The organism is Kocuria oxytropis, from assembly GCF_040981195.1.
GTDB classification, from domain to species: Bacteria; Actinomycetota; Actinomycetes; order Actinomycetales; family Micrococcaceae; genus Kocuria; species Kocuria oxytropis.
The window spans coordinates 1-11,684 of record NZ_JAVFXA010000032.1 but is presented as its reverse complement, the minus strand read 5'-3'; the positions used below and the strand labels follow the sequence as shown (position 1 = coordinate 11,684).

Genomic DNA, 11,684 nt, shown 5'->3' with positions numbered 1-11,684 from the left:
AGTCGGTTCCGTACGGCCTAGCTGGCACTTAGTTCTAGGCCTAACTTCTGGCACTCAAATCGATATCCATAATCCCCGAACGTGGATCTCGACGCCGAGCGTCCCAGTACCTAGGAAGTGGAACGCCCACCCGAGAGCGATCAACACGTCGATCACCTCGAGCTCGGCCGGTCCGACGACTCCGATCGGGACGCAAGACCTCGATGCCGCCATTTAGCTCCGTCAGAACACCGCCACTTTTCGTTGCGGTTCACACACGCGGACAAGAATTTCTTCGACGAGACGTCTCGCATCCCATGGCTTCCAAGACGGCTCTTGATGCATCCTCATGGGTGTCCCGTCACCGCATGCGATGGTTACGATGATCTCGGTAGAAGTATTTTCGGATGTTGGGATGGCAACGGGCTTTGAGGTATTTGACAAGAGAATGACTCCATTGGCAAAGGCGCCCAGTGTGACAATTCAGAAGCGCGGCGTGATCTCGCTGAACAGGGTCGCCCATGACCTAATCAACAACGGCGGAGACGGTGGAACTGCTCTACGACCGCCAGCGGAAGTTCTTGGCGTTGCATGCCACCGATGACTCCTCCCCACATGCCTACGCGGTTCGCGGTGGTTCGAAGCGCGGGCCAGGGCAGGCCATTTTCTCGGCGACTGCGTTCACTGCCCACTACGGCATTGACACCACCGTCACGAGGCGGTGGAAACCTTTCGTGGAGGACGGCATGCTCTGCGTCGGCCTCGCCCAAGAGGGCACGGTTATTACCGGTAACCGCACCAAGGCCACAGCATTGTTAAATTCAAATATGAATGACATTTCGGGTGAAAGCCCCGTAAGTGACTCACTGGCTGAAGATCATTCCGACCCCGCCTGATACCAGGCCAGCAGCACCACTCCCCTACCGGGGGAAATCGAAAGGAATAGCCCCTATGGCGCAGAAAGTAGAAGTGCACCTCGAGGACGACCTCGACGGCGGTCCCGCCGAGCACACCGTGACCATCACCTTGGACAGCAAGAACTACGAGATCGACCTCTCCGACCCCAACGCCGAGACGCTGCGCCCCTACGCGGCCGCCGGCCGCAAGGCCTCCCGCGCCACTGGGGCCCGTGGCAGTGGAACCCGTTCCTTGAGCGCCGACCCGGATCCCGCCAAGATCCGAATCTGGGCCAAGGACCACGGCCACCCGGTCTCCGACCGCGGCCGCATTTCTCAGTCCGTCAGGGACACCTATTACGCCGCCCACTAATTCTTCCGCCGGTCGACACGCCCACTGCTGCGCGGCTGCACGGTCCGTGCGCATTGGAGTCCGGGTCCAGTAGGCATCTGACAAGTCCTTCAGCGGCTGCAGGGTAGAGGATGGATCAAACGGGAAGGGAAGGGCCCTGCACCCGATCCGGGGTGCAAGGCCCTCCACCTTGCCGTGGCCGGGAAAGCCTGGCCGCAGGTTGATTTCTCGCAGGCTACTGCGTCGCCGTCACGGTTCACGTGGAGACCGTAGCCCGGCTGACTGAGGTAGACCGGCGCAGCCCCTGCTGAACGGGCTGCGAAGCAGTTGGCGTAGTTGCCCGTCGAGGCCAAAGCAGCCACTGCAGGCTCCGGGCACGGAGGCGCCGGCGCCACCGGAGCAGAATCTCGTGGGCCCCGAGCCAATACCGCAGGGGCCGAAGCGGTGGACTCCTACCCCACACCGTCCCCGGCATAAATGAGGACATGAACACAATTCATGACGAGTACCTATTATATTCAGAGGCGATTCGCCAGTGAATTAACTGTGACCAAAGTCATGGCCCATAACATGGAAGTTACAGCGGGCTAGGAGCGTTTTCGTGCCTTCCTTGCGCCGAGATATTATTCAGGTATGAGGACTACGCAGAACTCGAAACTAACAGTTGTCGGAGCTGGCAGTGTCGGAACCAGCATCGCCTATGCCGCACTGATTCGAGGATCCGCCCGACATGTCGCTCTCTATGACATCGCCACCGAAAAAGTCGAGGCCGAGGTGCTCGATCTCGCGCACGGGACCCAGTTCACTGGCGCGAGCGACATCACCGGCGGGTCCGATCTGTCGGTTGTCGAGGGATCCCAGGTTGTCGTTGTCACTGCGGGCGCCAAGCAGAAGCCGGGACAGTCGCGCATCGAACTTGCCTCGGTCAACGCCGACATCATCTCCGGGATGATGCCTGATCTCCTCAAAGTCGCCCCCGACGCTGTCTACGTCCTGGTGACCAATCCCTGCGACGTGCTCACGGTGCTCGCGGCAGAGGCCTCGGGCCTGCCGCGGAACCGGATCTTCTCCTCGGGCACCGTGCTCGACACTTCGCGCCTGCGGTGGAAGCTGGCACAGCGCGTCGGGGTGAACACCAGCAGCATCCACGCTTTCATCGTGGGCGAGCACGGCGACACGGAGTTCCCCCTGTGGTCGGAGGCCAGGATCGGCCCCGTCCCGATCCTGGACTGGGAGACAGCGGACCACCCCAGGCTGACCGTCGACGAACTGGAACACATCGCCACCGACGTCCGTGATGCCGCTTACAAGGTGATCAAGGGTAAAGGGGCGACGAACAACGCGATCGGCCTGTCCAGCGCACGTATCGTCGAAGCGGTCCTGCAAGACGAGAAGGCGGTGCTGCCCGTGAGCACGGTCCTGGAGGACTTTCACGGCATCGACGGAATAGCGCTGTCAGTTCCCTCCATCGTGGGGTCTACCGGAGCCACGCCGATTCCGAACACGCCGTTCTCGCAGGAGGAGCTTCAGCTCCTCCATCGCTCCTCCGACGCCCTGGCCGGCGTCCTGGAATCGCTGCGCAACTGACCGGCCGTCATCCGCCCCATCGCTCGACCCGTTGCTGGGCCTGTTACGACGGTAAATCATCCCCGCCCTTTTTCCCGGCACACCCATGTCGCGGTGCCCTCGCAGAACGGCGGCCCGCAAAGACATGAAAGCGTGAGGAAGTGCCCTGATGTGGACTCAGACGACCGACCCCCTAGGCCTCTTGTGGCTGTCAGCCCTCGTGGCCGCACTCCCGATCGTGACCTTTTTGCTGTGCCTAGTCGTGTTCAAGATGACGGGAATCAAAGCAGCAGGAGTCGCTCTCCTCCTGGAAGTGATCGTGGCCCTGTGGGTCTTCGGGATGCCAGCACCGTCTGTAGCCGGAGCGGGGTTGCTGGGCCTGCTGAGCGCCATCTGGCCGATTGCCTACATCATTGTGATGTCGGTGTGGCTCTACAAGCTGGCGGTCGCCAGCGGACGATTCGAGGTGATCCGTTCCTCGATCGCGCAGATCTCACCCGATCAACGGATCCAGGTCCTGCTGATCAGTTTTTCCTTCGGGTCGTTTCTCGAAGGAGTGGCAGGTTTCGGTGTTCCGATCGCCATCTGCGCCGCCATGTTGGTGCAGTTGGGATTTCGGCCGCTCAAAGCGGCGATGGTGAGCCTCGTGGCCAATTTCGCAGCCGGCGCCTACGGCGCTGTCGGCATCCCGGTGATCGTCGGCGCGCAGGTCGGCGGGGTGGACGTGATGGAGCTCTCCCGCGATCTGGTCCTCATCCTGCAACCACTGACCTTTCTCATCCCGTTCCTGCTGGTGGTCATCCTCGACGGCTGGCGCGGACTGCGTGAGACGTGGCCGGCGACCGTGGCGCTGACCGCGGTGTTCTCCCTCAGCCAGGCCGGCATCCTGATCTTCCTCGGACCCGAGCTCGCCGCCATCGTTCCGGGTCTGCTGGGCATGGTGACCCTCGCAGCTCTGGGTCGGGTGTGGCGGCCTCGGCGGATTTTCCGCGAGGACGGCGTCGAGGCGCCCTCCATGGAACGGCACACCCCGCGCGAGGTCGTCGCTGCGTGGAGCCCGTTCTACATCCTCACGGCGTTCGTCTTCGTGTGGAGCACCCCGTACTTCAAGGGACTTTTCCTTCCCGGAGGCGCTTTGGACTGGTCCGTGCTCACCCTGCCCATCCCGGGTGTGACCGAGCAGATCACCACGGCCGCCGGCGCCGTCGTCGCGAGCACCTGGAGCTGGACCCCGATCAATGCGACCGGTACCGCGCTCCTGCTGGCAGTGCTCGCGACATACCTCACCACGTCGAAGATCACCGGATCGATGTTCGTCGGACAGCTGCAACTCACGGTCCGCGAGCTGTGGCGGGCACTGGTGTTGATCGGTGTGATCCTGGTTCTGGCGAACATCGCCAACCTGTCCGGGGGGTCAGCGAGCATCGGCAACGCCCTGTCGGCGGCCGGACCCCTGTTCCCCCTCTTCGCGCCCATCATCGGATGGGTCGGGGTTTTCCTCACCGGCTCGGTCGTGAACAACAACACTCTGTTCGCTCAGCTGCAAGCGACAACGGCCAGTGAAATCGGAGTCGGTTCGACGCTGTTGGTTGCCGCCAACACGGCCGGGGGCGCTGCCGCCAAGGTCATCTCCCCCCAGTCGATCGCGATCGCAGCCGGCGCCGTCGGACTCTCCGGGCGGGAAAGCGAAATCCTCCGGGCCTCGATCGTCCACAGCGCCGGCCTGCTGGCCTTCATCAGCGTGTGGACCCTGGTGCTGTCCTTGACAGGGATCTCCCTCCACTGAGGCCAGCACGGCACCCTGGCCCTGCCCATAGGAGGGCCAGGACAAGAGCCCGAGACGAGGGACTGTCGCTCTAACGGTGTAAGAGGCGTTTCCGTGGTTAGTGGTTCTCCGCCGGCGGCATGCGGTCGGCGAAGGTGATGGCGAAGGCGTTCAGCGCCGGCTTCCACCGTGTGACCCATCGTGTCTGCCCGGTGCCCTTGGGGTCCAGACTCCGCACGACGAGGTACAGGGTCTTCATCGCGGACTGCTCATTCGGGAAGTGGCCCCGGGCCCGCACCGCCCTGCGGAACCGGGCGTTGAGCGACTCGATCGCGTTCGTCGAGCAGATCACCCGACGGATCTCCACGTCGTAGTCCAGGAACGGCACGAACTCCGTCCACGCCCCGCGCCAGAGTCGACTGATCGCCGGATACCGGGCGCCCCGCTTGTCCTCCACCTCCTCCAGGGCCGCCTCGGCGGCAGCCGCGGTGGGGGCGGTGTAGACGGGTCTGAGGTCCTTGGCGAGCTCGTCCCAGTACTTCCTCGAGGCGTAGCGGAACGTCCCGCGGATCAGGTGGATGATGCAGGTCTGGACGATCGCGGCCGGGAACACCGCGTTCACCGAGTCGGGCAGGCCCTTGAGCCCGTCGCAGACCACGAAGAACACATCGCGCACCCCGCGGGACTTCAGGTCGTTCAGGACCGCGTACCAGAACTTCGCGCTCTCCCCGTCGCCGTCCCCGGCCCACATCCCCAGGATGTCCTTATGCCCGGCCAGGTCCACCCCGATCGCGGCGTAGACCGGCCGGTTGCGGACCTGCCCGTCGCGGACCTTCACCATAATCGCGTCGATGAAGATCGCAGCGTAGACCTGCTCCAGGGGCCGGGCCCACCACGCGGTCATCTCCTCGATCACCCGGTCGGTGATCCTCGTGACGGTGTCCTTGGAGACCTCGGCGCCGTAGACCTCGCCCAGATGCGCACTGATCTCCCCGGTGGTCAGGCCCTTGGCCGAGAGCGAGAGGACGACCTGGTCCAGGTCTGTCAGCCGCCGCTGGCGCTTCTTGACGATCACCGGCTCGAATGACGCCTCGCGGTCGCGGGGGACCTCGATCTGCACGGGGCCGGCGTTGTCGGTGATCACCGTCTTGGATCGTTTCCCGTTGCGCGAGTTGCCGCGGTTCCGTCCCTCGGGCTCGCCTTGCTCGTAGCCGAGGTGTTCGTTCATCTCCTCGTCAAGGGCGGCCTCGACGACCATCTTGGTCAGCTGCTTCAGCAGGCCGCCCGGGCCGGTCAAGGCCGCCCCGCTGGCCCGTGCCTGACGGACCAGTTCCCGGACGGTGTCTTGTTCAGCCGCGCTCAGCTGCGCGTTGTCTTCCGGCTCGTCACCGGGTGTCCGTGGGCTCACGTCCACCAGTGTCTCGATCTTCTCGCTCATGTCGACCCTCCAACCTCATGCGGGGTGATTGGGCCTCTTACACCGTTACTGCGATAGTCCCCTCCCCAACTGCGCAGTGTCTCAGAACACAGATGTCTCGCATCCCATGCCTTCCGAGACGTCTGACCTCTGGAGCTCAACAGTTATGCCTGTACCCGTTGCAATGAATACGATGCATACTGCTGAACCACCCGCCGTGCATAGGAGGCCTCATGCCGTTCGAAGTGTTCGACAAGAGAATGACCCCACTGGCGAAGGCGCCCAGCGTCACCATTCAGAAGCGCGGTGTCATTTCGCTAAACAAGGCCGCCCACGACTTGGTGGACAATGCCGAGACTGTGGAGTTGCTCTACGACCGCGACCGACAGGTCATGGCCCTGCGCGTCGCCGATGATTCCTCCCCGCACGCCTATGCAGTCCGCAACGGCTCCAAGCGGGGCCCAGGGCAGGCCATCATCTCGGCCACCGCCTTCACACAGCACTACGGCATTGACACCACTGCCACCAGGCGATGGAAGCCTTTCCTTGAGGACGGCATGCTGTGTGTGGACCTCACCCAGGAGGGCACGGTCATCACCGGCAACCGCACCAAGACCACCGCAGTCGCCGACCCGGCGGCAGCAGCCGAGAACGCGGATGTCGCTGAAGCTGGCATGGATGTCGCTTCCGCGGTGCCGACTGAGGACACCATCGAGCACTCCTGAGCCTGCGTCCTCACCACACCAAGAGCATCCTGGTTGAGGCGGAAGGACCAGGTGCGCGCCCGTCTCCGGCATGCCCCTTCGTCTCCCATAGGTTCAGTGCCTTACCCGTCAGGGTGGGCCACTGTCGCGTCGTCCCCACATGTAGCCACGCCCCCGAGAGCCCTCCCGCAATTACCGGACAGTAGAGTCGGAAACAGCAGGCGTCAGGGTGCCGTCGGCGGCTTCGCTGCGACACATGTCCCTGGGGGGACAGCGAAACCCGCCCCGGATTGCCCGTGCCTGCCGGAGCATCTTTGTCCTCCCCCGGGCAAGGATGCTTCCCCCTCCCTGCCCACGGAGCCGGCCCTTTGGTGGGTGACGGGCCAAGGGACCCGGTGCTCTCTTTGTCCCCCGGCCGCCTGACCCACCACGGGCACGGGTCGTGCTTCCGGAGTCGCTGGAGAGCGTTGGCACCATGACACCGGCCTCATTTGGGTCTTCCTCCGTCACGAACCCGTCAACGGTAGCGGTCTCACTACGGTGGAGGCCATGGACCCGGGGGCGCTGCTTCCGCCGCCGTGGCCGATTCTCAACCACTGAGCCCGCCCTTCGCTAGGACCTCAAGCCATGCCGATGACCCACTACCGGCGCATGACCCACGCCCAGGCCGCCGCTGCCCTGGGCGAGTTCCTCACCGAACGCCCCACCGCCCTGCAAGGCCTGCGCGCCGAGCTCATCAGCCATGGGATCGACCCGTCGGCAATGCTCGATGCCACCCCGGGCTCCTTGACCCCGTTGTGGCAATGGATCACCGACCGGCGCGCGGAGTTGGCCGCGGATCCGGCAGGTGACACCCCGGTAGAACCCCGACAGATGTGGCCCTCCTGGGCCCGGCACACCGTGACCGGAATGAGAGTGCCCTCGGCCACGATGTTCGCCCTGCTCGACGGCCTAGTCTCCTACCTCACTCTCGTCATCACCACCGGCGCCCCCAACGCGGCCTGGCGGCTGGGTTCACCAGAGGACCCGTCCCACCACCTGCACCACTACCCGGTGCTCACCGGGTCCGGACACCAGATCTTCGTTCCCACCCTGCCCATGGTCGGCGTGGCCAGGCTCAAGCGCGGAGAGAAGTCTCTGCGCGCCACCGAGCTCACCGAGTACGCAGCGGCCGTGATCGACGCCCTGCGGGAAAATTCGCACGAGGCCGCGTCACCGGATCCGCCCGTGGTGGTCGTGGCCGAACCCGAGTTCTTCGACGTCGGCCTGCGCGCCGACATCGCCGCCACCCACTCACAGCTGGTGGACCGCGTGATTGCCGAACTGGCCGTCCAGGACGGTGTCACCGCCGTCTACCGTGACGCCCATGATGCGCTGGTGGTCAATGCCCCGGACTGGGACGCCGAGGACTTGCAGCGGTGGTTGCAGGCCTGGTTCGAGATCCGGGTTCCTCTCGCTGGCTGAGTGAGGCACACCAACTCTGGGTCTCCAGCACAGAACCCGGTTCCCTCCAGGCACGCTCCCCGCCGGCGTGGTCGCCCCACCTGGGTGAGCGGGGTGCGTAGTCTCTGGCTCATCGCCACCTCGATGTCACAGCGGGTCCCGGCGACACGGAGGAAGAAAGCCCCCGTGCTCTCCGCAGCACGGGGGCTTCACCATGGGTGAGGAGTCCCACTTCGGACAGGCCCCTGAGTGCGTGCTGCCCACCATTTGGTCCACCGGCCCGTGAGGGCCATGGCAACCGGCTCCTCGACGAGCTCGTCCCCGCGGCCACTCACCCCCTTCCCCGCCCGTCCTCAGGGGGTCCTGACGTGCGGCATTGGACAAGAAAACCAAGGTGACCCAGGGACGGGCGGCGAGGAATCCGTCAGGATAGTGACTCACCACTATTCCTGCGGCGGTCGCGAAGGGCCACACCATGCTGACAAGCACCAACACCGGGGAGCCAGCACCCCCACCCAACACCCCACCGGATGAGCTGGTGCCCGGTGACCAGGTGAACGCCTGGGCCCAGGAGGTGCTGCACTACTCGGGCACCGTGGAGATTGTGGCGGCCGAGCTGGGACTCATCTGGATCCGTGAGGACGGAGCAAACGGAACAGGAGCCCGCCGAGTGCTCGACGTCCGCGAGTACCGGATACACCGCCACGACCCTCCCGCCGTCCCCGCTGCGCAGTGACACCCGGTGAACCCGGTCCCCGACCATGGCCGTGACCGCAGCACCCCGCAGCCACCCCGGCGCGCGACACCGGAACGCCAGGACACCGGAACACCAGGACACCGGGCAGGACGAAACACGGACCGGTGCAGGACGGGTGCGCGACCACGCCCACCCATGTCAGCGCGGTGTAGCGCGTCAGTGCGAACGTAGAATCAGCACATGGATGACCCGTGGGGCGAGGAACAGGCCCGGTTGCTGCACCAGGCCCTGACACGGGCCGGCATCACGCTCGAGCAACTGTGGCCGTTCTACCTCCACCTCGGTGGTGCCGCTCACCGAGTGGAAATCGAGGCTTATCTGCACAATTCGCTGAAGCTTCCCCGCGACCAACGGGATCTGCTCGCCCATGCCGCCAACGTCTTGATCGCCCGCCTGCCTCCACCCCAGGCGCCCTACAGCGCTGAGCTCCAACACCAGGACATCTCCTGCCCATCCACCCGACCCCACCCCGGGACAGGGCACACAAACACCCTCAGCACCCCTGAAACGGCATCCCCACCGCAGGAGGCGCCCCCCACAGAACCCAGCGCCTAAAGCTTTCCTCAAAGGTCCCCCACCAAGGACTGTGGGACTGTCGCACCGCCACTGGGTGTGGAGTGGGGCGTGGGAAGTCCCCGGGCAGGACAGGCGCCACCGGGGAGGACGATGGAGCACTTTCGTTACCCCTGAAACAGGCCCAGGCCCAGGTGCCCGGCGTAAAATGCGTAGTCATAGACATGGTTCCGCCGATGGTCCCATGAACCATTGAGGACTCCGACGGCATCCACCCCAGCACCCCCCTTGCTGGGCGATCTGGTACCCCCGTACTGGATCAGGAAGCGCCCCTGCCGTCTCCCCGGCCCCGGGGCGCTTCCGTCCCGGAAGCCCGGCCAGAGAATCCCCTGCTCGTGGGGCGGACGCGGACGCTTTCCACGGGACCCGGCTCTGATAGCCGCAGGACACGTCACCTCCCTGTACCAGCTCCACCACGCCTGCCCTGATCCACACGGACTGCCGAGCCGAGGAGGCGCTGCGGTCAGGAAGTCGTCTGCGCCTACGGTCGTTGCCGCAGGCGCACCAGGGTCAGCACCGCCGGGATCACCAAACCACCCAGCAGCAACACCGCGAAGGCACCAAGGGCCGGGCCTATGACCAGCAACGGGGCAGCGGCGAACAGCGAGAGAAGCGCCAGGGTGACCGCCGCCGTGCGGCGCCGGGCCGTGGCCGGTTCCCGCCGCAGGATCGGTGTCTCCACGAGGAGTCCGACGATGATCAGCACCGGGTAGCCCAGCACAGGCAGGACGAGGGCAAGGACTTGAAGGTCGGTGAGGTCGAACATCATCAGCCCCATTCCCGCCGGCCTGTGCTCAACATGGGCCACCACCCCCACCACCGCCGTCGAAGTTCCCGCCCTCGAAGCCTCCACTTCCACTGTCGAAGCCGCCGTCACAGTGCGCGGCGCCGGAACCACCCAAGGCCGCGGTGGAGCCCTCAGCGCCAACCCCGCGACGGGCCCGGATGCGGTCACCGAGCCGAGCCGGTCGGTAAAGACGCAACAGGATCACCACGCCCACCATGGCCAGGACCACCCCGAGCACCAGCATCGTGGTGACGGACGGGGCCGGGCCGGTGGAAGCCACGGCGGGCACCAAGAGTGGCATGGGCATCTCCTTCGACGTGCCGTGAGGACAGCATGCGGGTGGCCGGCCGATCTTGACCAGCTCACACGCCCCGCTTGGCCATGATGACGACACCGGGGTTTCCCGTCCGCGGCTGCACCCACCACCGCGTACCGGACACGTCTTAGCTGAGGTGTTGGTGCGGGTAGGCCCCGGGGATCTCCGAGAGCCGTTGTCCGGCCCGGGCCGGAATCAGTGCCGGGGTGCTCTTGACTCCTTGCTGGCGCATGGCCGTGAGCCGGTGGACACCGTCGGTGATCTCTTCCGTGGAAGCCACGATGGGGTTCGACCGCACCAGGCCCATCACCGCCTCCTGGAGGTGCCCCGGACAGTGACGCGGCAGGTTCCGCTCTACCACCACCCCCAACTCCTGCCGCCGCCCCTGCCGGGCGGCCAGCTGGGCCAGGGCGCGCCGGAGGGTAGCGTCGGCCACCGTGGTTGCCTCATTCCAGTCCACCGAGTGGTACCAGCAGCACCGCCGGACCGTGCGGTAGGGCCGGTGCAACACCGATCCGTACACGGGCGGTGTCATGCACGGCACCCGAAACGGCCGCGTTGCCGGGAGGCCACTGATGCGCAGATGGCCCAGCACCCACGCACCGGCCCCTACCGGCCCATCCCCCGCCTTGTTCACAGCAGCGTCCTCCTGCCCGGGGCGAGCAGCGTTTCTTCCCACGCCCCCGCACGGATGCGATCACCCATGGCCCACACCGGTGGTGCGCCCCTGCGGCCGGCACCAGACCTGACGGCCTGTCGACCAGGACGCCGCAGCTTCTGCGCACCAGCGTGACACGCACGCTCCCACAGCACCCAGCACACCAGGTGTCAGAACGGTTCATGGGTCCTCGAACGCTGTTTGTGACGGGGTGAAGGGGAGAAATCACCGTCTCTACGGTCTTTTCCGTCGCTGCCCGTCCCCGCCCCAGTGGACGCATCACTGGCGGACGCCGGCTGTTCCGGGCCCAGCGACAAAACCAGCGGCATCCAGGACCTCCACCAGACCTTGGGCGACTCGGGGAATGCCTGGTGCAGTTGATTGGACAACTCCACGACGCAGTTGAGCCCCCGATAGTGGTGTAGCGCGGTGGCCCTGCTCGTCGTTCCGGACGAGAGCGCGGCCACCGTG

12 protein-coding genes are annotated in these 11,684 nt (G+C 65.5%); 7 read left to right on the top strand and 5 right to left on the bottom strand.

Going from position 1 to position 11,684, the window contains the following annotated elements:
• The first annotated feature begins 527 nt into the window (after positions 1-527).
• On the top strand, positions 528-875 hold the full coding sequence (locus QYM41_RS17190; RefSeq protein ID WP_368800994.1) for a hypothetical protein: 348 nt from the start codon (positions 528-530) through the stop codon (positions 873-875).
• 55 nt (positions 876-930) lie between these two features.
• Complete coding sequence (locus tag QYM41_RS17185) at positions 931-1,248, top strand: histone-like nucleoid-structuring protein Lsr2 (protein ID WP_368800993.1); 318 nt, start codon at positions 931-933, stop codon at positions 1,246-1,248.
• Between the two features lie 89 nt (positions 1,249-1,337).
• Here the strand turns inward: QYM41_RS17185 and QYM41_RS17180 are convergent, their stop codons facing one another.
• Positions 1,338-1,589 carry an excalibur calcium-binding domain-containing protein gene (locus QYM41_RS17180; protein ID WP_368800992.1) on the bottom strand — a complete coding sequence of 84 codons (252 nt, stop codon included), beginning with the start codon at positions 1,587-1,589 and terminating at the stop codon, positions 1,338-1,340.
• 271 nt (positions 1,590-1,860) lie between these two features.
• Here QYM41_RS17180 and QYM41_RS17175 point away from each other — a divergent pair, with 271 nt between their 5' ends.
• Positions 1,861-2,814: an L-lactate dehydrogenase gene (locus tag QYM41_RS17175; protein ID WP_368800991.1), complete on the top strand. Its 954-nt coding sequence runs from the start codon at positions 1,861-1,863 to the stop codon at positions 2,812-2,814.
• A 148-nt stretch (positions 2,815-2,962) separates the two neighbouring features.
• Complete coding sequence (locus tag QYM41_RS17170; RefSeq protein ID WP_368800990.1) at positions 2,963-4,579, top strand: L-lactate permease; 1,617 nt, start codon at positions 2,963-2,965, stop codon at positions 4,577-4,579.
• Positions 4,580-4,676: 97 nt separating this feature from the next.
• Here the strand turns inward: QYM41_RS17170 and QYM41_RS17165 are convergent, their stop codons facing one another.
• Positions 4,677-5,996, bottom strand: a complete 1,320-nt coding sequence (locus QYM41_RS17165; RefSeq protein ID WP_368800989.1) for an IS256 family transposase — start codon at positions 5,994-5,996, stop codon at positions 4,677-4,679.
• Positions 5,997-6,208: 212 nt separating this feature from the next.
• On the opposite strand from QYM41_RS17165, the gene QYM41_RS17160 reads away from it, so the two are divergent.
• From QYM41_RS17160 to QYM41_RS17150, 3 genes are all read left to right on the top strand, one after another.
• A complete protein-coding gene (locus tag QYM41_RS17160) occupies positions 6,209-6,700 on the top strand; it encodes a hypothetical protein (protein ID WP_368800988.1) in 492 nt (163 codons plus the stop codon).
• Between the two features lie 606 nt (positions 6,701-7,306).
• Positions 7,307-8,143, top strand: a complete 837-nt coding sequence (locus QYM41_RS17155; protein ID WP_368800987.1) for a hypothetical protein — start codon at positions 7,307-7,309, stop codon at positions 8,141-8,143.
• 454 nt (positions 8,144-8,597) lie between these two features.
• Positions 8,598-8,858: a hypothetical protein gene (locus QYM41_RS17150; RefSeq protein ID WP_368800986.1), complete on the top strand. Its 261-nt coding sequence runs from the start codon at positions 8,598-8,600 to the stop codon at positions 8,856-8,858.
• A gap of 177 nt (positions 8,859-9,035) precedes the next feature.
• On the opposite strand, the gene QYM41_RS17145 is transcribed toward QYM41_RS17150, so the two are convergent.
• The 3 genes from QYM41_RS17145 to QYM41_RS17135 all read right to left on the bottom strand — a co-directional run bounded on the left by QYM41_RS17145 (position 9,036) and on the right by QYM41_RS17135 (position 10,991).
• Positions 9,036-9,248: a hypothetical protein gene (locus tag QYM41_RS17145; RefSeq protein WP_368800984.1), complete on the bottom strand. Its 213-nt coding sequence runs from the start codon at positions 9,246-9,248 to the stop codon at positions 9,036-9,038.
• Positions 9,249-9,933: 685 nt separating this feature from the next.
• Entirely contained in the window at positions 9,934-10,221 is a 288-nt protein-coding gene (locus tag QYM41_RS17140) for a hypothetical protein (protein ID WP_368800983.1), read from the bottom strand.
• 461 nt (positions 10,222-10,682) lie between these two features.
• Complete coding sequence (locus QYM41_RS17135) at positions 10,683-10,991, bottom strand: hypothetical protein (protein WP_368800982.1); 309 nt, start codon at positions 10,989-10,991, stop codon at positions 10,683-10,685.
• Between the last annotated feature and the right edge of the window lie 693 nt (positions 10,992-11,684).

What these genes read in the sequence shown, in the direction of transcription:
- QYM41_RS17175 (WP_368800991.1), top strand. Translation starts at nt 1,861, where the DNA reads ATGAGGACTACGCAGAACTCGAAACTAACAGTTGTCGGAGCTGGCAGT.
- QYM41_RS17145 (WP_368800984.1), bottom strand. Translation starts at nt 9,248, where the DNA reads ATGGGCGAGCAGATCCCGTTGGTCGCGGGGAAGCTTCAGCGAATTGTG.
- QYM41_RS17140 (WP_368800983.1), bottom strand. Translation starts at nt 10,221, where the DNA reads ATGATGTTCGACCTCACCGACCTTCAAGTCCTTGCCCTCGTCCTGCCT.
- QYM41_RS17165 (WP_368800989.1), bottom strand. Translation starts at nt 5,996, where the DNA reads ATGAGCGAGAAGATCGAGACACTGGTGGACGTGAGCCCACGGACACCC.
- QYM41_RS17160 (WP_368800988.1), top strand. Translation starts at nt 6,209, where the DNA reads ATGCCGTTCGAAGTGTTCGACAAGAGAATGACCCCACTGGCGAAGGCG.
- QYM41_RS17185 (WP_368800993.1), top strand. Translation starts at nt 931, where the DNA reads ATGGCGCAGAAAGTAGAAGTGCACCTCGAGGACGACCTCGACGGCGGT.
- QYM41_RS17150 (WP_368800986.1), top strand. Translation starts at nt 8,598, where the DNA reads ATGCTGACAAGCACCAACACCGGGGAGCCAGCACCCCCACCCAACACC.
- QYM41_RS17170 (WP_368800990.1), top strand. Translation starts at nt 2,963, where the DNA reads ATGTGGACTCAGACGACCGACCCCCTAGGCCTCTTGTGGCTGTCAGCC.
- QYM41_RS17155 (WP_368800987.1), top strand. Translation starts at nt 7,307, where the DNA reads ATGCCGATGACCCACTACCGGCGCATGACCCACGCCCAGGCCGCCGCT.